Origin of the sequence: Neolewinella aquimaris (genome assembly GCF_014197245.1) — a bacterium.
In the GTDB taxonomy this organism is placed as follows: Bacteria; Bacteroidota; Bacteroidia; order Chitinophagales; family Saprospiraceae; genus Neolewinella; species Neolewinella aquimaris.
Window position 1 is genome coordinate 298,000 of sequence record NZ_JACIFF010000004.1, and the last position, 21,592, is coordinate 319,591.

The window sequence follows — 21,592 nt, forward strand, 5'->3', positions numbered from 1 at the left end:
CTAAGTTTCGGGGCACGCCCAGACCCAGTCGCTCAACTCGAAGCGCGGACCGGAAAAATTGAAGTGCCACCACTCCGTGCGGATGGTCGCAAAGCCGTGGCGTCGCAGTACGTCCTGCAGGATCGTCCGGTTCTCCAGCACCTGTGCCGGCAGGTCGGTGGTTGTCGTGTATGCCGCCTCCCCAAAATAGTCGTAAGGGGTACCCATATTCAGTTCCTTGCCGGTAGCGAGGTCGATGAGGGTAAGGTCGGCGGCCGCCCCCCGGCTGTGTACGCTTCCCCGGGCGGGATTGGCGACGTAGCGTGCGTCGGGCATCACGTCCCACAGCCGCTGCTGGTAGGGTTGGGGGCGGTAGCAGTCGAACATTTTGAGGCCCAGTCCCTGCTTTCTGAACTCGGCTTGCGCGGCGGCGAGGGCCCGGGCAACGGCCGGTCGGTAAAAGCAGCGCCCGCAGTCGTAGATCTTGCGCTCCATGAAGTTGCTGTCCGTAGCGTAGCGGATCTCCAGCCGGAAGCTCGTGTCTAGCCGTACCAGTTCGACCCACTGGCTGGTGTCGTAGTCGGGGGCCGGCAGGGGTACGATCACGGGTTCTGGGATCGGTTCCGCAATGGGGAATACCCCGCCGGTTTCCGGTTGTTCCGGGGCGGGGGCGCAGGTGCAGAGAACAAGCGGCAAGAGCAGGCAGATCAGGTAGCGTATCGTCGTCATTCGCCGGGAAGATACACCACCCTACCGGTCACCTCACGATCAGCGGCTCCGTGATGGAGTAGCCGTCCGCCACCAGGCGCACGTAATGTACGCCCGTACGCATCCCCACGTTCGCCGGCTCGATGACGAACTCCCGGACAACGTCCGCCACCAGGGTCTCGCGCGGAAGCCGCAGCAGTAGTCGCCCGAGGGCATCGTGAACTTCAACGGAAACCGTCTGACTCACCCGTGGCGTGACCCGGAGGACCGCCCGCTCGGAGGTGGGGTTCGGGAAGAGCGACCACCGTAAGTCGAGCGTAGCCAGCTCCCGGTCCGTCGCGACCGGGGTGGCATCGCGGTATTCGTAGTGGACGTCGTAAAGAAAGGTGGCGTAGTCTGCGGATTGCTCGTCGTTAGTGACCAGAAACCGCAGCTGATCGACCACCGTGTTGCCGGTTTGAATCCGGAAAAAATCATCAGCATCGGTGGTACCTACGGGATAGGCTGGGGAGCCACTGGCGGCATAACCGGGCGACAAATTGCCTTCCGTAAGGGGTCTCGCAAATACGCGTACGGTGGTCGAGGTTCCGTTGGTTAGCGTGTACGTGGTATTGACCGGCTCGTCGTGGGGGAGGCGGGCGGGGGACGGCGGACAGCTTTGTACCCCGGCTAGGTGTAGTTGGCCGAAGTACAAGTCGACGGGATATCGGACTTCCAGCAGCGTAGTGGTTTGATCCGCCGAGGTGACTCTGAACCGAATATGATCTACCCGCTGATTGCCCGACTGGATGGTGAAGGTGCAGGTCCCGCTGCCGGATCCGTCGTAGATGGGTGAACCGCAGGCTGCATAATCGGGGGTTAGTTCACCCGCAGTGATGGGACGGGGGAAGATCCGCACGCCCCCGGGCTGCTGGGTTTCGTAGGTGAATTCCACGGTTTGGTTCACGCCATTTGCGGTAAAGGGGCCGCCCACTACTGCGATTTCGCTGATTCTGGTATTGCTCCAGTACCAGTTTACCGGTACGAAGAACTGTTGGAGTTCCTCGCTCTGATCCGCACTGGTCATGGTGACCCGGAAGGAGTCGACCCGTACGTTGTTGCCCGCGGAAATACGGAAGCTGGCGGCCGCCGAACCGCTGCCGGTAAAGATCGGGGAGCCGGAAGCGGCATAATTGGGAGTCAGGGCGCCACCGGTGACGGGACGAATAAATATCCGCACCCCATCCGGTCGGGCAATCGAATAGTCGAAGTCAATGGAAACTTCTTCGTCGTGCAGAAAGGTGGCGAAGGCCCGGTCGTGGGACGGGCTAAAGCCGTTGACTCCATTCTCGCCGAAGGTAAAATCCACCGGAACGTAAAATTCCCGCAGCGTGATCGACTGGTCGGCGTTGGTGATGTGGAAGCGCAGTTCGTCGACCGCCACTTCCCCCGCGGAGATGGTGAATTCCGCCGTTCCCGACCCATCCCCCAGGTAGAGCGGGGAGCCGGAAGCTGCGTAGCTGGGGGAAAGGCTTCCACCGGAGAAGGGGCGGATGAAAATCCGCACCCCCGCCGCTTCATCGGTCGAGTACTCGAAATAGACCTGCACGTCTTCACCGTTGGCAAAGGTGGCCACCCGGGTTTCCGGGTCTATTTCGATGGTACAAATATCCGTTTGGGCGACAAGGGTCACCGTCCAACAGATGATCAGGAGGATTACGTATAGCTGTTTCATGTAGGTTGATTTTGGCCGGTACCCGTAAAGTGGATAGGCTCATACCCATTCATGCGGCGTAGGCGTTTGCCGTTACATCCATTTTGGGGTGTATTTTGGGCGCTTCCATGCGATCTAGCTCCCGTATCTTTTATCCCCTGCTGCTGCTCGGCGTCCTCCTCGGTGGCGCGGCGGCCTACCTGTACTGGTTTACGGAGGAGGACGTTCACTGGCCGGCCTTTGCCAGTATGGCGGTATTCTACGCCATCGTATACTACATTGGTGCGCGGGCCGCCGGCAACCACGGCGTGAAGGACAACGACGCCGACGGCATGATGCTCGCCGGTCGCAACCTCCCCCTCTACGTGGCCGTCTTCACCATGAGCGCCACCTGGGTAGGTGGCGGATTCATCAACGGCACGGCGGAATATACCGCCACCCAGGGGCTCATCTGGGTGCAGGCGCCCTGGGGATACGCTCTTTCACTCGTGGTCGGCGGACTCTTCTTCGCCCGTACCATGCGCCGACGAAGGTACCGGACCATGCTCGATCCGCTAACCGAGCGCTACGGGGAGCGATTCACGGCCGTGCTCTTTTTGCCGGCGCTTACCGGGGAGCTCTTCTGGACGGCCGCCATCCTCACTGCCCTCGGTGCCACCTTCGGTACGGTACTCGGCATCGACCTGACCACGGCCATCCTGCTGTCGGCTACGATCGCCGTAGCGTACACCGCCCTCGGGGGACTGTGGGCCGTAGCCATGACCGACGTAGTACAGCTGATCATTCTTTTCGGCGGGTTGGCACTGATCGTACCGTTTGCCCTGGAATTCACGGGCGGCCTGGAGGCTACCTGGTCGGCATACCAGGACAAGTTCGGCACCGCGGCCACCCTGCTGCCCTCCCGTGAAGCCCTGGGGAGCAGCTACTGGACCTGGTGGGATTACGCCCTGCTGCTCGTGTTCGGCGGTATTCCCTGGCAGGTCTACTTTCAGCGGGTACTCGCGGCACGCGACGAGGATACGGCTGTACGGCTGAGTTTGATTGCCGGTGTCGTCTGTTTGCTTGCTGCGGTGGCCCCGGTGCTGATCGGGATGGTTGCCGCGACAGTAGACTGGTCCGTTCTTCCCGCCGGCCCGCCGCCCGACGCGAGCGCTACCCTCCCGTGGGTCGTACGGTACCTGACCAACCCCATCGTGGCGGTCGTCGGACTCGGGGCGGTAGCGGCTGCGGTAATGTCGAGTGTGGATAGCAGCGTCCTGAGTGCGAGCAGTATGGGGGTATGGAACGTTTATAAGCCCCTGGTTAAGCCTGCCCTACCCGACGGCAGAGTGGCCGTACTCATTCAACGGTGCATCTGGATCGTCGGAACGGCGGCTACCCTGATCGCCTTCCAGGTACAAAGCGTGTATGCCCTTTGGTTTCTTTGCTCCGATTTCGTGTACTGCCTGCTGTTTCCGGCCCTGGTCTGTGCGCTGTACGATCCGAAGGCCAATGCCCGTGGAGCCGTGGCGGGTTTCCTGATTGCTGCCTTCCTACGCTTTGGTGGAGGTGATGCGACCCTCGGGCTACCGGCCTACCTTCCCTATCCAGATGACTTCCCATTCCGGACGCTGGCAATGGGAAGTGGATTACTGGCCATCTTCAGCTTTTCAAGGCTGTTTCCCAACTCCGTCCGATACCATGATTGATTGGCAACCGTACCGCGAACACTACGCCCGTACGCTTACCGGCGTTTCGCCAACGCTCCGCGGTGAGGTTGCACGGCTCGGCATGGCCCCTTTCACCTCAGCTCCGGAAACCACGCTACACCCGGGCGAACTGATGGTTGTGAGTATGAAACCGTACGGAGCGGCCGACCAGTCCTACCGCTGCGGGTGGGACGAAAGAGCTGACCGGCCGGATCTACACCGCTGGTACGATGGTGAACGGTCCACCGGCAATTTTGTACGCGAGGCTGATGCCCTTCTTGCGCTGCTCATTGACGGAATGACATTGCACCTGCGACCCCGCCAAATCTTCAGCACCTACGCATATTTTTCCCGTGCACGGGATGCCGCTGAGTTGAAGCGGTTTGGGCTGGAGCTCCTGGACTGTTCCGCATTTCACCGGAAGTTTCTCCAGATCATTCGCCCCCGGGTGGTCTTATGCATCGGCAACGGACCGCTCCCCTCCGCCTTTGCACTATACCGTTCCCTGTACGGGCCGGAGCATGTGGAGGAGGTGCGTTGTGCTCCCCGCGTTCTACTCAGGCACTTTACTACGAGCGATGGCGTGCTGGTGCTCGGGGTGCCGCACCTGAGTTACGTGCGGGTGGCGAGCTTTGCTACCCCGCTTTTCGACGTACTACGTGCTCGCCAGCATAAGCTGTAGCGCGTGGATGCATATTGTTACGATGCGGGATGTTGTGGTGCTGCCGGCTCTGCGAAGACACATGGAGGTATTACATCATCTTGCGCCTTATTCGGACAATTATGCGTTAAAAATCGCATATGCCATAGGAAGATGCTTTATTTGTTACAACACTATTTGGACTTATACTCACCCATTTCATTTTAACCCCATTTAATGACGTTAAAACACCTATATTGATTGCCTATCAACACAATCCTCTATTAGATTAAATTGCTGAAAGTCGAGTAAGTCCTTCGGGTGCCCGTGTGCCTCTTTTTCAAATTACTCCACTATGACAACACTTACCTCTCCTTACTTACTGGCCTTGTTTTCCATATTCTTTTCCCTGATCAGTCTGGTCCGTGGAAATTACGATCCGCCTCCGGGATCTGTCATCTACGTAGATGCGAATGCCGGGCGGAGCGGAACCGGATCGAGCTGGGACACTCCCATCTCTACCCTGCAGGATGCCCTACTGAGGGCCGACCACGACAGGCGCGTCCGTGAGATTCGTATGGCAGGTGGCACCTACTTCTCCGGTCAGAGAAGCGATACCCTGACGCCGTCCTCCTTCCTGATCACCGCTCCAAACATCTCGATCGTAGGAGGCTACCGGGGCGGCGGGCGCGACGGCAATGAGCGTGATCCGTTGCGTTATCCTACCCGCCTGGCCCAGTTGCAGAACGGCGCATCCATCCTATCGATCCGCTTTAATTCGGGCCATACCCGGTTGGACGGTCTCATAATCGGCAACCCGCCGAACTCCTGCGTACGGACCAATATCGGTCTCGACGTATACCACAGCCAAGTGAGTGCGATCAACTGCCGCTTCGAAGGAATCAAAGGTCGTCCGGATCGGCACGTTGCCGGAGTGCGCCTGGAGGGCAGCCAGCCGACCTCCTTCACGAATTGCCTGTTTACCAATAACCTGACTACCGATACGGGTGGTGATAGTCAGTTGCTGTACCACGGCGTCTGCAATTTCAACTTCTGCCCCATCCACAACCGCAGCGGGGGCAGTGGGGGAGCTAGCGCCCACACGAAACACGCCACTACGCAGGTTCACCTGGACAATTGTGTCATCTACAACAATGCCGACGCGGCGGGGCAGTCCATACACAGCGGTCGGAACAATGTGGTCCTGCAGTTTGCCCTCACCGACCTGGTCCCCGCCAAGGCCCAGGCACTCACGGTCACTAATGGCATCACGGCCGCCTCTGCGGGAACCGAGCAGTACTTCGTTGAGCATTCGAAACCGGCCGATAATACCCCCGATCAATTCGGCCTGCGCTGAGCCTTACGGAGCCTCAGTCGATTCCGGCACCGATCAGCCACCCCCCGGTCCAGGCGGCCTGGAAGTTGAATCCGCCGGTAATGGCGTCGACGTCCAGCACCTCACCCGCCAGGTAGAGCGTCGGATGCAATTTGGAGCGAAAACTCCGAAAGTCTACCTCACGGAGATCGACCCCACCGGCGGTGGTGAACTCATCCTTATTCGTGGCCTTGCCCCGTACCCGATAGCGGCCATCGGTTAATTCATCCACCAACCGTTTGAGCTGATCGGAGGAAAGATGGGCCCACTGCTGGTCGTCAGGAATACCGGCTGTGCGTACCATCATCTGCCAGAGTCGTGCCGGCAACTCAAAGCAGGGGTGCTTCGAGATTTGGCGACGGGCCCGGTCGAAACTAACCCGATCGAGGTAATCGAGAACATCTTCCGGTCTGCGCACCACCCAGTTTACCGATAACTCGAAGTCGTACTTAAGTGGATGCAGCTGCCGGGCACCCCAGGCACTCAGCCGTAGGACGGCCGGTCCGCTAAGTCCTTTGTGGGTGATGAGCAGGGGGCCTTCCGCGGGAAGTTTATCGCCGTCGGTATGCAATTCTACCCAGGGCAGGCTGATGCCAGCCAGTCCGCTCAGCCTCGGATCCTTGATGTTGAATGCGAAGAGGGATGGGACCGGGTCCACGACGGTATGGCCAATGTTTTCCAGTACTTTCCACACTGCCGGATTACTTCCCGTGGTCACCACGAGCCGGTGAGCGGCGTACGTTTGTTGTCCCGCGTGTACCGTCCATTCGTCGGGCGGGGACGCAGGAGCAGTCAATTTATCCACCCGTACACCATTGATAACCCGTACGCCGAGCCTCCTGGCTTCCTGCCACAGGCAATCGATGATCGTCTGGGAGCGATCGGATTCGGGAAAGACCCGTCCGTCGTCCTCAATTTTAAGGTCGACCCCCCGGTCCCCGAACCAGCCCATTGTATCCCCGCAGGCGAATTTGTGGAACGGCCCCAGCAGTTCCCGGCTACCGCGGGGATAGAATTTGATCAGCTCCGCCGGGTCCCAGCAGGCGTGGGTGACGTTGCAGCGTCCGCCGCCGCTGATGCGTACCTTTTCCAGTACGTTTTTACCGCGCTCCAGGATGGTCACCTCCCATTCCGGGTGCCGGGCAGCAATGCTTATGGCCGCAAAGAAGCCGGCGGCACCCCCACCAATTACTATCGTTCGTACTGTCATACCGTAGCGGCGAAGGTAATTCCAAACGGATTCATTCGTCGCGCGCGGGATTAACCGCTGATTTTCAACGATCTTCCTTAATTTTCATTCCATTACCTATGACACCCGATTTTCCCTTTATGCCCCGTTTGCTCAAAGCGGTACAGCTTGAGACCCTGAAGCGTGGATTCACCATGCCGTCCGACCTCCAGGTGGGATCCCTGCTTCGTACCCTGGTAGCTTCCCGGCCGGGGGGCAGGTTTTTGGAACTGGGCACCGGTCTCGGTCTGTCGCTCTCCTGGATTACCGAGGGAATGGATCCGGCCGCGTCGGTCATATCGATCGAGAACGAGCAGGACTATGCCTCTTTCGCAACGGAACTGTTTGCCGACAACGAGGGGGTGACCATTCTTTATACGGACGGTGGCCGCTGGCTGGAACAGTATACCGGCCCACCCTTCGATCTCATCTTTGCCGATACCTGGCCCGGCAAGTACAACCACCTCAACGAAGCGCTTGCTCTGGTCAAGCCCGGAGGATTCTACGTGATCGACGACATGCTGCCCCAACCCAACTGGCCGGAGGGGCACGCCGAGCGCGCGAAAAATTTACTGCACACACTTACATCGCACGACCAGTTCTACGTTACCAATCTCGCCTGGTCGACCGGCGTAGTGATTGCCGTGAAGCAGTCGACCGCCGGGTTTAAATCACCTTGGTCTTCCAGTGGCCGCGACGAAACAGAATGATCGCGATCAGGGCGAGTACCAACTCGGCTACGACCACGGCCCAGATCACTCCCTCAACTTCGTGTCCTAGGTTGACCGCCAGATAGTAGCTCAGGGGGATTTCGAGCAGCCAAAAGCAAACGAAGTTGAGCAGGGTCGGGGTCAGCGTATCGCCGGCACCGTTAAAGGCCTGTACTGGAATTAAACCCAGGCCGAAAAACACGTAGCCAATCGCGAAAACCTGCAATGCTTCGACGCCGTAACCAAAGGCCACTGCATCTTCCGTAAATCCCTGCACCAGCGACCCCGCAAAAAAGTAATACCCGAACGACAGGATTGCCAGGTACACGCTGGTGATCCCGAGCGTCCACCACACGCCCCTTTCCGCCCGCCCCGGTTGTTTGGCCCCGAGGTTTTGTCCCACGAAAGTGGCGGCCGCGTTGGATAGCCCCCAGGCGGGCAGGAGAGTGAAGAGAATGAGCCGAATGGCAACGGTATAGCCGGCCACGGCCGAGTCACCGAAGCTGGCGACCACCCGGGCCAGGAAAATCCAGCTAGCGGACCCGATGAGGTACTGGAATGCACCGTTAGCCGCGATACGAACGATACGCAGCTGCATTCCCATATCGATGCGCCAGTGCGACGTGGCGATGCGTACGATCGACCGGCCGGTGAACAGGATGTACAGCTGATACACCACGCCCAGCCCCCGGCCGATGGTAGTGGCGATGGCTGCGCCCTCTACCCCGAAGCCGGGTATCGGCCCCAGCCCGAAAATGAATAAGGGATCGAGCACGATATTGATTCCGTTGGCGATCCAGAGTACGCGCATTGCGGTTGCCGCTTCCCCCGCCCCACGGAAAATCCCGTTGAGCAGAAAGAGCAACATGATGATGCCGTTGCCGGCAAACATGATGCGGGTGTATCCTACCCCCTTTTCGACGACTGCCTCGCTGCCGCCCATCAACCGTAGAAGATCGGCCGCGTAGATGTACCCGGGTACGGCCATAAGTAAGCTGATGACCAGGGTGAGGGCGATGGCTTGTCCGGCCGCACGGCTCGCCAGCGCCGTATTCTTTTCCCCGATGAACCGGGCGATCAGGGCCATGGGAGCAAGACTGAGTCCGATACCGACGGAGTAGATCAACGTCATCATTACCTCGGTGAGGCCAATGGTCGTTAACGCTTCAACGCCGATCCGGCCCACAAAAAATGTGTCCACTAGGGCAAACACGCTTTCCATGGCCATCTCCAGCATCATGGGGATAGCGAGCAGGACAATCGCCTTGCGGATGTCCCCACGGGTGAAATCGTACGCATCTCCGTTAAGCGCCTGCCGTAGGGTAGTTAAGATTCTTCCTAGCATATCGTGGTGACTAACGCATGGTAGTCTTCAGGAAGTTGCGGTATCCCAAACCGACGCCGGCCCCCACCCCGAAGGAGTGGAGGCCGGCGTATTCCGATGTGCAAATAAACAGCGCGAATCTAACGAACGAGCAGCTTTCCCGAAGCCAGACGGTGGCCGTCCGTTACCGAAACCGAGTAAGCTCCCGGACGGAGATCGTGCTGTAGTTGAATCCGATCGCTGATGCTCTCGTAAGTCCGTGAGATCACCAACCGCCCGCTCAGGTCGATCACGCGCAGGGTGACGGTCGAGCCCGGCGAGAACACACTATGGTCCAACCCTACCGTTACCGGCTCGTTGCGACTAACGGGGTTAGCCGACAGGGACAGCGCCGAAGCAACCAGTACTTCCCGGGTACCGCTGGGCTCAAGACCGGCGAGAAGACCTACTTCCGCCTCGGTAAGCACCCGATTGTAGAAGCGCAGGTCGTCCATCAGGCCGTCGAAGGTCTGGCTTTCGTTGTCGTCGGCCTTATGGTGACCAACGATGTACTCTCCACACGAAGGTTCCACTTGCTTACCTCCGGTCAGTGAATCCTGGTTCGTCAGCAAACCATTGACGTAGAAGTTAAAGAGCCGTGTTTCGGGATCGATGGTCAGGGCAAGGTGGATCCATTCGTCGGCCATGCCTACGGGAGAGTATTCACTGCTGGTGCGGTCGTTGCCTACGAAGGAAACAATGGTATCGGGCTTTGCGGAAGAACCCGGGGCCTGCAGGTATAGGGTTACCCGGCCGGTGGCGTCGCAACCATCCTCCTGTGCGAGGTAGTTTTGCCGCTCGGTACCCAGAGAAGCGCCGCGGTGCTTCACCCACAGGGCAAAGCTGGCGGGCGTGCCACCGTCTACTTCGCGTCCGGGGATGAGGGCTTCGGCGGGAGTTTTGAAGTAGCTGCCGTCGTTGAAGAACCGCACCGACTGGCTACCCACCTTGCTGTCGTCGTCCGCGAAGGTGAGGTTACCTACGTTCTCGGCGGTGGTCCCGGAAATGGAGTCAGTAAGGTTGCCTTCGAAGTTATAGTAGACGACGAGGCCCGAATCAAGGTCCTGTCCCGAAGCGGGAATCGCGACGCCCAGGCAGAGGGCTAAAATGAAGAGAGTAAATAATTGTTTCATAGAAGAGAATTGATAAGAAGCGCTAATTTACATTAAATTAACAAAGGTCACGCTGACTTACCAAACCGTATTGGGCATTTAACAAATTATCCCACCAACAAAAAGAGCGGATATCCCGAAGGATACCCGCTCAGGATAAGGTTGATTTTGAAGGCTAAAAGTCGGCACCAATCTGCTGCATGCGGCTACCGGTTCCCCGGCCCTGTAGGCGACCCTCCTTCGAGAGGCCGTCGTACTTGCGCATCAGCAGGTAAGTATCTATTTGTTGCAGTGTATCGAGCACAACGCCCACCATAATGATCAGGGAAGTACCCCCGAAAAATATCGCAAACTGCTGGTTTACGCCTAGTCCGGCAACGAAAGCGGGAAGAATGGCGATGAGGCCAAGCAGAATCGACCCGGGAAGGGTAATGCGACTGGTGATGGAATCGATGTATTCCTCCGTCTCGGTTCCGCCGCGAACGCCGGGAATGAAGGCGTTCTGACGCTTCAGGTACTCGGTGTACTGACTGGGGTTAACCACCAGGGCGGTATAGACGTAGGTGAATGCCACTACCAGGACGAAGTAGACGATGTTGTAAAGGGGCGACGTAAAGTCATTGAATTGCAGCGCAAGCCAACTGGTTTCCGCATCTCCCCCGGCGAAGCCGGCCAGGCTGGCGGGAACGAACATCAGCGCCTGTGCGAAGATGATCGGCATAACCCCCGATGCGTTGACCTTAAGGGGAATGTAGTCGCGGGCGGTAGCGGAGGGAGCGGCACCCTGTCCGCGGCCTACCATACGTTTGGCGAACTGGATGGGAATCTTACGTACCCCGGTGACGATCATAACCGTAGCCATGGTGACCAGGAAGAAGCCGAGCATCTCGAGTACGAAGATGAGCAGCGCACCGGCCTGGAGCCGGGATTGTAGTTCAAAGCCGAGGGCGGAAGGAAGTCCGACGATGATACCTACCGTGATCAGCAAAGACACACCATTGCCGATACCCCGATCCGTGATCCGCTCACCCAGCCACATCGCGAAGATGGTACCGGTGGAGAGAATGATGATGCCCGAGATCCAGAATACGGAAGGGCTGACGGCGGCGCTGAGTCCGCCCTGGGTCTTAATGTAAGTAAGGTAGCCGGCTCCCTGTACGAGAGTGATTGCAACGGTAAGGGCCCGGGTGATCTGGGTGAGTTTTTTACGTCCCGATTCTCCTTCCGTCTTTTGAAGCTTCTGGAAGTAGGGAACGGCAAAACCGAGCAACTGCACGATGATACTGGCCGTGATGTAGGGCATGATGCCCAGGGCCATGATCGAGGCGTTGTTGAAGGCACCCCCCGTAAACAGGTTGATCAATCCGAGCAGGTCGTTGGGATCGCCCTGACTGGCCAGGCTGGCCTTGAGCGCGGCAACGTCGGCACCGGGTAGCACGATGAAGGATCCGAGCCGGTAGACTGCCATAAGGGCGAGGGTGAAGAGGATGCGGTTGCGCAGCTCTTCAATCGACCAGATGTTTTTTATATTCTCGAAAAACTTCATGGCAAGTTCGTTTATTGATTCGCCGAATAGGTTGGGCGGCAAAGATTAAAACCTAAACAGAATACGGGATACCGATGGTACCTCCGTATTCATGAATAAATCGTTATCCGCCCGGTGGTCAGTGCAGAATTAGGCGAGGGTAAGGCTACCGCCCGCCTTCTCAATGGCCTCCTTAGCGGATGCGCTTGCGGCGTGAGCGGTGATGGTCAGACCGGAAGTAAGCTCACCGTTACCCAGAATTTTGATGCGGTCGTTCTTCTTGACGATGCCGGCATCATAGAGGGCCGTTGGAGTAATTTCGGTAAGGTTGTGCTTCTCGCTAAGCGCCTGCAGGTGCTCTAGATTCAAAGCTACGTATTCTACGCGATTCGGGCTGTTAAATCCACGCTTCGGAAGACGCATCTGGAGGGGCATCTGGCCACCTTCAAAATTACGCTTGCTCTTGTATCCACTCCGCGACTTGGCACCTTTGTGGCCACGGGTCGAGGTACCACCCCTTCCGGACCCTTGTCCGCGGGCAATGCGCTTGCCCGATTTGGTGGAGCCGGCGGCGGGCTTGAGATTATTGAGTTCCATTGATTCGTATTTTAGATCGACTCCGATACCTGGCGGTAAGCCGCTACCGGTGTAGACCGCTTTACCTACTCTACTGTGACTAGGTGAATGACTTTATTTACCATTCCACGGATCACGGGGGTGTCTTCCCGCTCTACGGTCTGGTTCATTTTTTTGATACCAAGCGCCTTGATGGTGTCCTTCTGGCTCTTAGGCCGGTCGATAACACTTTTGACTTGGGTAATTTTAATCTTTGCCATGGTACATGGTTTGCGCCCGGGGGCGGGTTAGCTTAGATTAGCCTTCGAAGAGTTTCTCCATGGAGATTCCGCGTTGCTTGGCGATTGTCTGCGGGCTACGCAGCTTTTGCAGGGCATCGATCGTCGCCTTGATCACGTTGTGGGGGTTCGAAGATCCCTGTGACTTAGCCAGTACGTTGTGTACCCCGGCAATATCGAGAACGGCGCGCATGGCTCCTCCGGCAATTACACCGGTACCCTCGCTGGCGGGCTTCAGCAGCACCTTACCGGCACCGTACTTACCCAGCTGTTCGTGGGGAATGGTCCCTTTGTACAGGGGCACCTTGATCATGCTCTTGCGGGCAACATCGGTGGCCTTCTGGATGGCTTCGGAGATGTCACGGGCCTTGCCCATGCCGTGTCCGACCTTCCCTTTTCCGTCACCTACCACCACGATGGCGGCGAAGGTGAACGTACGTCCACCCTTGGTAACCTTGGAAACCCGGTTAAGGGCTACCATCTTTTCCTTCAGATCGGATTCGTGCTGGTCGCCCCGGTTGTTGCGACCCCGGTTATCACGTGAATCACGACGATTGCTGTTGCGGTTGTTGCCGCCGCTGCTGCTGCCGCCGCCGCTGTTGTTTCTATTATCAGCCATTAGAGCTTATTTTAAAGGTTCAGGCCACCCTCGCGGGCACCTTCAGCGAGTGACTTCACCCGACCGTGATACAAATAGCCACCGCGATCAAACAGGGCGCGCTCGATGCCGGCGGCCTTTGCCCGCTCGGCAAGAAGTTGACCTACTGCCTTCGACTGATCGGCCTTGCTGCCATCGTTAGCGATACCGGCTTCAAAGCTGGACGCACTGGCCAGCGTATTGCCGTTGACGTCGTCTACGAGTTGAGCGTAGATGTACCGATTGGACCGGAAAACGTTCAGGCGGGGCTTTTCGGCCGTACCCTGGATTTTTTTGCGAACGCGCGAGTGAATACGCTTGCGCCGCTTGAGTTTCGTTAGTTGCATTGCTTTTTCTTTTGGCCTACTACTTCTTAGCGGCGGTCTTACCTGCTTTACGACGGATGGTTTCCCCTTCGAAGCGAATACCCTTTCCTTTGTAGGGTTCCGGCTTCCGCAGGCTACGGATCTTAGCGGCTACCTGGCCGATAAGCTGCTTGTCCATGCTCTTCAGCGAGATGATCGGGTTCTTACCCTTCGCGCTTACGGTCTCGACGCTTACTTCCGCAGGAACGGCAAAGTAGATGGGGTGAGAGTAACCGAGGGTGAGAATGAGCAGGTTGCCCTTATTCTCCGCACGGTAACCAACTCCGATCACCTCCAGGGTAAGGGAATAACCATTGGTCACTCCTTCGATCATGTTAGCGACCAGTGAACGGTAGAGGCCGTGAAAACTCCGGTGACGCTTGCTGTCGGTCGGACGGGTCACTTGAATTTCCGATTCCTTTACCTCGATCCCCATATCGGGATCGACCTGCTGCGTGAGTTGACCTTTGGGGCCCTTTACCGTAACCAGGTTTCCCTTGCTCACGGTGACGGTGACTCCCGAAGGAAGGTCGACCGGATTTTTGCCAATTCTAGACATAATAAATAATTGATCTTACGGGGAGTACTCGCCCCCCTGCAGAGTGATTCTATTCGATTAGTATACGTAAGCCAGCACTTCGCCACCTACTTTTTGCTCGGTAGCCTGACGACCCGTCATCACACCGTGGCTGGTGGAGACGATGGCAATACCCAGTCCGTTGATCACGCGGGGCATGGCATCCGACTTGGCGTACTGACGCAGGCCGGGCTTCGATACCCGAATCAGTTTGCGGATGACGGGGCGCTTAGTTTCCCGTTCGTACTTCAGTGCGATGGAGATCTCGCCCTGCTTGCCCTTACCGGCTTCGTCGTCAAACTTGTACTTCAGGATGAAACCCTGGTCGTAAAGAATTTCGGTGATGCGCTTCTTGGTGCGGGATGCGGGGATGGTCACCACCCGGTGTCCGGCAATCTGTGCGTTGCGGATGCGGGTAAGGTAATCGGCAATGGGATCGGTAACTGCCATAAGTAAAAGCGATTGCGCCCTGTGGTTTTCCGTATGGCGGAACTTCCGGGGCTGTTAAAATTATTGGTTTACCAGGATGCCTTACGCACACCGGGGATCTTGCCGTCGAGGGCCATCTCGCGGAACTTCACACGACACAGACCGAACTTACGCATGTAGCCCTTGGGGCGACCGGTGAGTCCGCAACGGTTGTGCAGGCGAATGGGGTTGGAGTTGCGGGGCAGCTTATCCAGCTCTTCCCATTCTCCGGCGGCCTTTAGCGCGGCACGCTTGTCGGCGTACTTGGCGACCATGCGCTCCCGCTTGCGTTCGCGGGCAATCAGTGATTTACGAGCCATTAGTCGTTTTGATTTTGGTTCTTGAACGGAAGTCCGAGCTCCTTCAGCAACGCCAGTGCTTCGGCATCGGTCTTGGCGCTGGTTACGAAGGTGATGTCGTATCCGGTAATGTTGGCCACGTCGTCCAGGCTGATCTCGGGGAAGATGATCTGCTCGGTTACGCCCATGGTGTAGTTGCCACGGCCGTCGAAGCTCTTGTCGTTGATGCCGCGGAAGTCACGCACCCGGGGAAGGGCGGTGGAAATCAGACGGTCGAGAAAATCGTACATCTTCTCGCGCCGTAGCGTCACCTTGGCACCGATGGCCATGCCGTCACGAAGTTTGAAGTTCGATACGGATTTCTTGGATTTGGTCGTAACGGCCTGCTGGCCGGCAACCAGGGTCATTTCCTTGACGGCGTTCTCGACGAGTTTGCGGTCCTGGGTGCCCTTACCGACGCCCTGGTTGATCGCAATCTTCAGCAGACGGGGGACTTCCATCGGGGATTTGTACCCGAACTGCTCCTGCAGCTTGGAACGCACCTCATCGTCGTACTTCTTCTTTAGTCTTGGTGTGTAGCTCATTATGCTATGATATTATCGTTACGCTTACCGTACCGCTGCAGCTTACCATTCTCATCGGCTTTGCGGCCGACGCGGGTTGGGGTCACTTCATCTACGGACGGGTCGACGAGCATGAGGTTGCTGATGTGGATAGGGGCAGCCTTATCGACGATGCCGCCAGCGGCTTCTTCGGTCGGCTTCTGGTGCTTCTTGCGAATGTTCACGCCATCAACCAGTGCACGGTTCTCCGCGGGATATACTTCGAGCACCTCGCGGGCCACGGTCCGGTCGCGGTATGCACCGCTGATCACCACTACCCGATCGCCCTTCTTGATTTTGAGCTTCGGCGTGTGACGCTTCTGCTTGTCTTTATAGGTCTTGTTAGCCATTGCTAATTGATTTATTGCCTCTTTACAGAGGGTTAAAGCACCTCGGGAGCCAGTGAAACGATTTTCATGTAGTCGCGGTCGCGCAGCTCACGGGCAACGGGGCCGAAGATGCGGGTACCACGGGGTTCTTCCGCTGCATTCAGCAGTACTACCGCATTGTCGTCGAAGCGGATGTAGGATCCATCCTTACGACGGACTTCTTTTTTGGTACGAACGACAACGGCGCGGGACACCGAGCCTTTCTTGACGTTGCCTCCGGGAGAGGCTTCCTTTACGCTGACGACGATTTGGTCGCCGATGGAGGCGTAGCGCCGCTTAGAGCCTCCCAATACCCGAATACAGAGTACTTCCTTGGCTCCGCTGTTATCGGCTACGCGCAAACGTGATTCCTGTTGGATCATGACAAATTATTTTTTATGCCGTTTACGATTGGGATTACTTCGCCTGCTCCAGTACGGAGATCAGACGCCAGCGCTTGCGGCGGCTCAGGGGCCGACACTCCATGATGCGAACGAGGTCGCCGATCTGGCAAACGTTGCTCTCGTCATGAGCGATTAACTTCTTGGTTTTCTTTACGTACTTGCCGTAAATGGGGTGCTGCAGGCGCCGCTCGATGGCTACGCTGATGGTCTTATCCATCTTATTGCTCACCACTACCCCGTCACGCGTTTTGCGCTCGTTGCGGCCGCTCTTCGTTGCCGTCTCCTCGTCTCCTTTGGAGGCCGATGGCTTTGCGGCAGCTTGTTTCTTGGGCGCGGACGCAGGTGCAGTGTCTACCGTCGAAGGCGATGCTTCTTTGGCATCCTCTCCGGAACCGGTAACGGATTCTACGGCACTCGCCGCAGTATCGATCGCCTCATCCACGGCGTGGGTAATCTTGTTGAGAAGGCCGCCCTGATCTTCCTGGGTCTGCTCCTGTTCCGGGGTATTCTTTTCCTCGTTGCTCATCTTTCAGTTACTTTTTGCGGCGGCGGCGGCGAATGTCATCACGTTTTGCGAGGGCTTCTGCGGGAAGCTGGGCGAGTTCGCGGCGGCGAACTTCCGTTTTGATCCGGGCAATGTCACGACGCACGGTGCGCAGTTGCAGCGGATTCTCGATACCGTTTACGGTGTGATCGAACTTCATCTTTTCGAAGCTGGCGGTAGACTCGTTGAGCTGATCTTGCAGATCGGCGTCGGAGACATCCCGCAGTTCTAAGGTTTTATTACTCGCCATCAGAATCTGATTGTGCCACGTCCCGACAGCTATCGGGAGCAGATTTAGCTTTTTTGTTTATAAAGTGATTACCCCTGGTAGTCTACCCGGGTGATCGTTTTGGTCAATACCGGAAGCTTCTGTGCAGCCAGCCGCAGCGCCTCTTCCGCCACTTCCCGGGTTACCCCGTCAAGTTCGAACAGTACGCGACCCGGTTGTACCTGAGCGACCCAGTGGTCGAGTGCGCCCTTACCCTTACCCATACGCACTTCCAGCGGCTTGCTGGTGATCGGCTTATCGGGAAAAATACGGATCCACACCTTACCCTCACGTTTCATATGACGGGTCATGGCGATACGCGCGGCTTCTATCTGCCGGTTGGTAATCCGTCCGGCGTCCAGGCTCTTGAGTCCAAAACTTCCAAAGGAAACCAAGTTACCACGACCAGCAAGACCGGTGTTGCGACCTTTTTGCTGCTTGCGGTATTTCGTTCTTTTCGGCTGTAACATGATGCAAAGTTTAAGAGGGCTCCCGTAGAGCGGGGCAAAGGTACGCTTTTGCCCCGACATGGGAAAGGATAACGCTCCTTTTATTCGGAGCAAAGTAAAGCAAGGTAGCAATGGCGCTATCCGCCCAGTGCTACCCTGCTTTTCGGGATTAGAAACCAGCGCAGAAGGCTATTCTGATGGTCTCCGGTTCGGTTGTTCTCGCCAGATGGCGGTTAAGTCGGCCGGTGTTCGTACGCATCCCGAGCTGGAAGGCGTACCGGCAGTAAAGCTTCGGGTAGAGACTAGCGACGACCGCCGCCCCCGCCACCACGGCGGTTGCCACCACGGCCACCCCGGTCGGATCCTCCGCGATCGCGACCACCACGGTCGTCACGGTCGCCCTTGGTTGCCAGGCCGGCGTTGGGGTTCAGGTCCCGCTTACCGAGTACCTCACCCTTACAGAGCCACACTTTGATGCCGATGCGTCCGTAGACCGTATGGGCTTCTTTGTGGGCGTAATCGATATCTGCCCGGAAGGTGTGTAGCGGTGTACGTCCTTCCTTGTACTCTTCGGTGCGGCTCATGTCCGATCCGTTGAGGCGACCGGAGATGCGAATCTTGATTCCCTCGGCACCGGCCCGCATTGTCGAAGCGATACTGGTCTTGATGGCACGACGGTAGTTGATCCGGGCTTCGATCTGATTGGCTACGGATTCGGCTACGATGTTGGCGTCGAGCTCCGGCTTGCGGATCTCGATGATGTTGATCTGTACGTCCTTATCCGTCAGGCGACGAAGTTCTTCACGGATCTGATCGATCTCCTTACCTCCCTTACCAATGATGATACCGGGGCGGGAAGTGTGAATGGTCAGGGTTACCCGCTTGAGGGTACGCTCGATGATGATGCGAGCAATTCCACCCTTGTTGATACGAGTTTGGAGGTAGGTACGCAGCTTCTCGTCTTCGATGACGTTGGAGGCGTAGTCTTTATCGGCGAACCAGTTGCTGTCCCAGCCGCGAATGTAACCGAGTCGGTTACCAATTGGATTAGTCTTTTGACCCATGGTTAGTTATGCTTGGACGGTTTCGGATTCGGTTGCAGTGACACGTTCGCTCGGAAGCGGCGTCTTATTACTGACCTTGAGGGTGATGTGGCAGCTGTGCTTCCGGATACGGTGTGCACGACCGTGGGGTGCCGGACGGAACCGCTTGATCTGGGCACCGGAATCGGCGAAGGCCTCGCTGATGAAAAGATCGTACTCGTCGGCACTTTCCAGACCGTCGGTCTTAAACTCCCAGTTGGCGACGGCCGAAAGAAGGTTCTTCTTCAACCAGATAGCCGCTTCCTGCTTGCTGTACTCGAGGATGCCGAGCGCCTCCCCTACCCGCTTTCCGCGGATCAGGTCGACGACGAGCCGCATCTTACGGACCGACATCGGAATGCTATTTAAACTTGCTGTTGCTTCCATTATATTGGATAAAATTATGAGGGAACGGGTTAGTAAGCCGGGCCACGGGGGGCGAGGACCTACTCTTCCTTCACTCGGATTGTGTTGTGATCGTCCCTGCGAACGACCAATTACTTCTTCTTGCCACCGTGTCCGCGGAACGAACGGGTAGGAGCAAACTCACCGAGCTTGTGACCGACCATGTTCTCCGTGACGTACACGGGTACGTGCGTCTTGCCGTTGTGTACGGCGATGGTTAGACCTACCATGTCGGGAACGATCATGGAAGCGCGTGACCAGGTTTTGATCATGCTCTTGCGGCCGCCTTCCTGCGATTTAACGATCTTGTCGTAAAGCTTGTGGAAAACGTAGGGTCCTTTCTTAAGCGAACGTGCCATAGTTTATTTCTTGTTCTTGGTCTTGCGACGGCTGATGATCATTTTGTTGCTGGCCTTATTCACGTTACGGGTCTTCTGGCCTTTTGCCATAATACCGGTGCGTGAACGGGGGTGTCCGCCGGAGGCGCGACCCTCACCACCACCCATGGGGTGATCGACGGGGTTCATTGCCACACCACGAACGCGGGGGCGGCGACCGAGCCAACGCTTGCGACCCGCTTTTCCGGCGACCGTAAGGGCGTGATCCGGATTCGAGGTGGCACCGATTACGGCACGGCAGGTTTTTAAGATACGACGAACTTCACCGCTGGGCAACTTAACCGATACGAATCGGCCCTCCTTACCCATCAGTACGCCGTTGGTTCCGGCGGAACGCGCTAGCGCGGCACCCTTACCGGGCTGCAGTTCGATGGAGTGGATCTGCGAACCGAGGGGCACATCGCCCAGCAGCATGCAGTTCCCGACGTCCGGCGTAGCATCAGCACCGCTGACGATGGTATCGCCTACGGTAAGTCCCTGGGGAGCAATGATGTAACGCTTCTCCCCATCGGTGTACTCCACCAGGGCGATGAATGCGGTACGGTTGGGGTCGTACTCGATGGTCTTGACCTCGGCGCGGATTCCGTCCTTCTCGCGGCGGAAATCGACGACGCGGTAGCGGCGCTTGTGACCACCACCACGCTGGCGGACGGTCATCTTACCGGTCTTGTTACGGCCACCCGTACGCTTCACGGGGGCCAGCAGGCTCTTCTCCGGCTTATCGCCCGTCAGTTCGGTAAACTTGTTACCTACGTGAAAGCGAGATCCGGCGGAAACCGGCTTAAACTTCTTAATTGGCATTATTGCACTGGTTGTCCGGTAAATCTCGGAGCATAAAGACGTTAGCCCAGATCGACCCTGGCCCGCTGCTCCCCACTTACCAGGGTTCTTTAAATTTCGTTATACAGGTCGAGGGTATCTCCTTCGATCAGGGTAATGATGGCCTTTTTGAAGCCAGCTACCCGACCGCGGATCACGCCCGACTTGGTCGATCTGTTTTTGCTCTTGCTCGGCATGTTCATCGTATTTACACTATCTACGGTTACGCCGTAGCGTGCTTCGATGGCATTGCGAACTTCGATCTTGTTGGCAGTCTTGTTCACCACGAAGGTGTACTGCGTCTTGTTTTCACTGAGTAGCTCGGCCTTTTCCGAAACTACCGACTTGATGAGGATTGTCTTAGCCATTGGTCGTTGTGGTTTCGTGGGCAGCGAACTGCTCCTTAAGTTTTTCAATTGCTCCTTCGGCGATCAGCACCGTACCGGCACGCATCACTTCGTAGGTATTTAAAGCACCGGCGCTAACGATGGTGCTGTTGGGCAGGTTGCGTCCGCTACGGAAGACGTTTGCGTCGTTCTCCGCGGTGATCAGCAGAACCTTTCCTTCGTTGGCCTTCACTGCATCGAGGAAGCTCACGAAGTCCTTGGTCTTGGGCGCGTCGAACTTGAGGTCCTCTACGAGCATGATCTTACCGGCAGTCGCCTTGGCGGACAGGGCAGATGCACGGGCGGAAAGCTTGACCTTCTTATTGAGCTTGATGCTGTAGGTACGGGGGCGGGGACCGAAGATCCGTCCACCACTACGGAAAAGCGGGTTCTTGATGTCACCTTTCCGTGATCCACCGGTACCCTTCTGCTTATGCAGTTTTTTGGTTGAACCGGCGATCTCGCCGCGTTCCTTGGCCTTGTGCGTACCCTGGCGCTGAGCGGCGAGGTAAGACTTTACGGCGAGATAAACGGCGTGCTCGTTGGGCTCTACGCCGAAGATGTTGTCGGGCAGTTCTACTTCGCGGCCTGTTTCGGCACCCGTTGCGCTATGAACTTGTAGTTTCATTTCTATTTATTTTAGTGG

The 21,592-nt window shown here is 57.3% G+C and carries 29 protein-coding genes; 4 read left to right on the top strand and 25 right to left on the bottom strand.

Features of this window, described 5'->3' with window-relative positions; all coding sequences use genetic code 11:
- Entirely contained in the window at window positions 1–708 is a 708-nt protein-coding gene (locus GGR28_RS09810; RefSeq protein ID WP_246416602.1) for a M15 family metallopeptidase, read from the bottom strand.
- A 28-nt stretch (window positions 709–736) separates the two neighbouring features.
- Window positions 737–2,401: a T9SS type A sorting domain-containing protein gene (locus GGR28_RS09815; protein ID WP_183495606.1), complete on the bottom strand. Its 1,665-nt coding sequence runs from the start codon at window positions 2,399–2,401 to the stop codon at window positions 737–739.
- A gap of 107 nt (window positions 2,402–2,508) precedes the next feature.
- Between GGR28_RS09815 and GGR28_RS09820 the strand changes: the two genes are divergently transcribed.
- From GGR28_RS09820 to GGR28_RS09830, 3 genes are all read left to right on the top strand, one after another.
- On the top strand, window positions 2,509–4,068 hold the full coding sequence (locus tag GGR28_RS09820) for a sodium:solute symporter family protein (RefSeq protein ID WP_183495607.1): 1,560 nt from the start codon (window positions 2,509–2,511) through the stop codon (window positions 4,066–4,068).
- Window positions 4,061–4,750, top strand: coding sequence for a uracil-DNA glycosylase family protein (locus GGR28_RS09825; protein ID WP_183495608.1), 690 nt, complete (start codon window positions 4,061–4,063; stop codon window positions 4,748–4,750). The genes GGR28_RS09820 and GGR28_RS09825 overlap by 8 nt, the downstream gene beginning before the upstream one ends.
- A gap of 313 nt (window positions 4,751–5,063) precedes the next feature.
- Window positions 5,064–6,065: a hypothetical protein gene (locus GGR28_RS09830; RefSeq protein WP_183495609.1), complete on the top strand. Its 1,002-nt coding sequence runs from the start codon at window positions 5,064–5,066 to the stop codon at window positions 6,063–6,065.
- A gap of 13 nt (window positions 6,066–6,078) precedes the next feature.
- Here GGR28_RS09830 and GGR28_RS09835 read toward each other — a convergent pair whose 3' ends face one another.
- Window positions 6,079–7,293 (bottom strand): BaiN/RdsA family NAD(P)/FAD-dependent oxidoreductase, encoded by a 1,215-nt coding sequence (locus GGR28_RS09835; RefSeq protein ID WP_183495610.1) that lies wholly within the window; start codon window positions 7,291–7,293, stop codon window positions 6,079–6,081.
- A 119-nt stretch (window positions 7,294–7,412) separates the two neighbouring features.
- Here GGR28_RS09835 and GGR28_RS09840 point away from each other — a divergent pair, with 119 nt between their 5' ends.
- A complete protein-coding gene (locus GGR28_RS09840; protein ID WP_221233854.1) occupies window positions 7,413–8,021 on the top strand; it encodes an O-methyltransferase in 609 nt (202 codons plus the stop codon).
- On the opposite strand, the gene GGR28_RS09845 is transcribed toward GGR28_RS09840, so the two are convergent.
- The 22 genes from GGR28_RS09845 to rplD form a co-directional block, all read right to left on the bottom strand.
- On the bottom strand, window positions 7,978–9,366 hold the full coding sequence (locus tag GGR28_RS09845) for an MATE family efflux transporter (RefSeq protein WP_183495612.1): 1,389 nt from the start codon (window positions 9,364–9,366) through the stop codon (window positions 7,978–7,980). The two genes, GGR28_RS09840 and GGR28_RS09845, sit on opposite strands and share 44 nt — an antisense overlap.
- Before the next feature lie 119 nt (window positions 9,367–9,485).
- The gene (locus tag GGR28_RS09850; RefSeq protein WP_183495613.1) at window positions 9,486–10,517 is read right to left on the bottom strand and encodes a LamG-like jellyroll fold domain-containing protein; all 1,032 of its coding nucleotides are present in this window, start codon (window positions 10,515–10,517) and stop codon (window positions 9,486–9,488) included.
- Between the two features lie 154 nt (window positions 10,518–10,671).
- A complete protein-coding gene (gene secY, locus GGR28_RS09855; protein ID WP_183495614.1) occupies window positions 10,672–12,042 on the bottom strand; it encodes a preprotein translocase subunit SecY in 1,371 nt (456 codons plus the stop codon).
- A gap of 129 nt (window positions 12,043–12,171) precedes the next feature.
- Window positions 12,172–12,618: a 50S ribosomal protein L15 gene (rplO, locus tag GGR28_RS09860; RefSeq protein ID WP_183495615.1), complete on the bottom strand. Its 447-nt coding sequence runs from the start codon at window positions 12,616–12,618 to the stop codon at window positions 12,172–12,174.
- A 65-nt stretch (window positions 12,619–12,683) separates the two neighbouring features.
- The gene (gene rpmD, locus GGR28_RS09865; RefSeq protein WP_183495616.1) at window positions 12,684–12,857 is read right to left on the bottom strand and encodes a 50S ribosomal protein L30; all 174 of its coding nucleotides are present in this window, start codon (window positions 12,855–12,857) and stop codon (window positions 12,684–12,686) included.
- A 37-nt stretch (window positions 12,858–12,894) separates the two neighbouring features.
- Window positions 12,895–13,494, bottom strand: a complete 600-nt coding sequence (gene rpsE / locus GGR28_RS09870; RefSeq protein ID WP_183495617.1) for a 30S ribosomal protein S5 — start codon at window positions 13,492–13,494, stop codon at window positions 12,895–12,897.
- Between the two features lie 11 nt (window positions 13,495–13,505).
- The gene (rplR, locus tag GGR28_RS09875) at window positions 13,506–13,859 is read right to left on the bottom strand and encodes a 50S ribosomal protein L18 (RefSeq protein WP_183495618.1); all 354 of its coding nucleotides are present in this window, start codon (window positions 13,857–13,859) and stop codon (window positions 13,506–13,508) included.
- A gap of 19 nt (window positions 13,860–13,878) precedes the next feature.
- The gene (rplF, locus tag GGR28_RS09880) at window positions 13,879–14,436 is read right to left on the bottom strand and encodes a 50S ribosomal protein L6 (protein ID WP_183495619.1); all 558 of its coding nucleotides are present in this window, start codon (window positions 14,434–14,436) and stop codon (window positions 13,879–13,881) included.
- Between the two features lie 57 nt (window positions 14,437–14,493).
- Window positions 14,494–14,904, bottom strand: a complete 411-nt coding sequence (gene rpsH, locus GGR28_RS09885; protein WP_183495620.1) for a 30S ribosomal protein S8 — start codon at window positions 14,902–14,904, stop codon at window positions 14,494–14,496.
- A gap of 68 nt (window positions 14,905–14,972) precedes the next feature.
- The gene (gene rpsN, locus GGR28_RS09890) at window positions 14,973–15,242 is read right to left on the bottom strand and encodes a 30S ribosomal protein S14 (RefSeq protein WP_183495621.1); all 270 of its coding nucleotides are present in this window, start codon (window positions 15,240–15,242) and stop codon (window positions 14,973–14,975) included.
- Window positions 15,242–15,805: a 50S ribosomal protein L5 gene (gene rplE, locus GGR28_RS09895; RefSeq protein WP_183495622.1), complete on the bottom strand. Its 564-nt coding sequence runs from the start codon at window positions 15,803–15,805 to the stop codon at window positions 15,242–15,244. The genes rpsN and rplE overlap by 1 nt, the downstream gene beginning before the upstream one ends.
- Complete coding sequence (gene rplX, locus GGR28_RS09900) at window positions 15,805–16,173, bottom strand: 50S ribosomal protein L24 (protein WP_183495623.1); 369 nt, start codon at window positions 16,171–16,173, stop codon at window positions 15,805–15,807. Before rplX ends, rplE begins: the two co-directional genes overlap by 1 nt.
- Before the next feature lie 32 nt (window positions 16,174–16,205).
- Window positions 16,206–16,574, bottom strand: coding sequence for a 50S ribosomal protein L14 (gene rplN / locus GGR28_RS09905; protein WP_183495624.1), 369 nt, complete (start codon window positions 16,572–16,574; stop codon window positions 16,206–16,208).
- A gap of 34 nt (window positions 16,575–16,608) precedes the next feature.
- Window positions 16,609–17,121: a 30S ribosomal protein S17 gene (rpsQ, locus tag GGR28_RS19470; RefSeq protein WP_183495625.1), complete on the bottom strand. Its 513-nt coding sequence runs from the start codon at window positions 17,119–17,121 to the stop codon at window positions 16,609–16,611.
- 7 nt (window positions 17,122–17,128) lie between these two features.
- Window positions 17,129–17,389: a 50S ribosomal protein L29 gene (gene rpmC / locus GGR28_RS09915; protein WP_183495626.1), complete on the bottom strand. Its 261-nt coding sequence runs from the start codon at window positions 17,387–17,389 to the stop codon at window positions 17,129–17,131.
- A 68-nt stretch (window positions 17,390–17,457) separates the two neighbouring features.
- Window positions 17,458–17,877 (bottom strand): 50S ribosomal protein L16, encoded by a 420-nt coding sequence (rplP, locus tag GGR28_RS09920; RefSeq protein WP_183495627.1) that lies wholly within the window; start codon window positions 17,875–17,877, stop codon window positions 17,458–17,460.
- A 281-nt stretch (window positions 17,878–18,158) separates the two neighbouring features.
- Window positions 18,159–18,920: a 30S ribosomal protein S3 gene (gene rpsC / locus GGR28_RS09925; RefSeq protein WP_183495628.1), complete on the bottom strand. Its 762-nt coding sequence runs from the start codon at window positions 18,918–18,920 to the stop codon at window positions 18,159–18,161.
- Between the two features lie 6 nt (window positions 18,921–18,926).
- Window positions 18,927–19,325, bottom strand: a complete 399-nt coding sequence (rplV, locus tag GGR28_RS09930) for a 50S ribosomal protein L22 (protein ID WP_183495629.1) — start codon at window positions 19,323–19,325, stop codon at window positions 18,927–18,929.
- Between the two features lie 110 nt (window positions 19,326–19,435).
- A complete protein-coding gene (gene rpsS, locus GGR28_RS09935) occupies window positions 19,436–19,702 on the bottom strand; it encodes a 30S ribosomal protein S19 (RefSeq protein WP_183495630.1) in 267 nt (88 codons plus the stop codon).
- A 3-nt stretch (window positions 19,703–19,705) separates the two neighbouring features.
- Window positions 19,706–20,542, bottom strand: coding sequence for a 50S ribosomal protein L2 (rplB, locus tag GGR28_RS09940; RefSeq protein WP_183495631.1), 837 nt, complete (start codon window positions 20,540–20,542; stop codon window positions 19,706–19,708).
- Window positions 20,543–20,631: 89 nt separating this feature from the next.
- Window positions 20,632–20,928 carry a 50S ribosomal protein L23 gene (gene rplW, locus GGR28_RS09945; protein WP_183495632.1) on the bottom strand — a complete coding sequence of 99 codons (297 nt, stop codon included), beginning with the start codon at window positions 20,926–20,928 and terminating at the stop codon, window positions 20,632–20,634.
- Window positions 20,921–21,574 carry a 50S ribosomal protein L4 gene (rplD, locus tag GGR28_RS09950; RefSeq protein ID WP_183495633.1) on the bottom strand — a complete coding sequence of 218 codons (654 nt, stop codon included), beginning with the start codon at window positions 21,572–21,574 and terminating at the stop codon, window positions 20,921–20,923. The genes rplW and rplD overlap by 8 nt, the downstream gene beginning before the upstream one ends.
- Window positions 21,575–21,592: the final 18 nt, after the last annotated feature.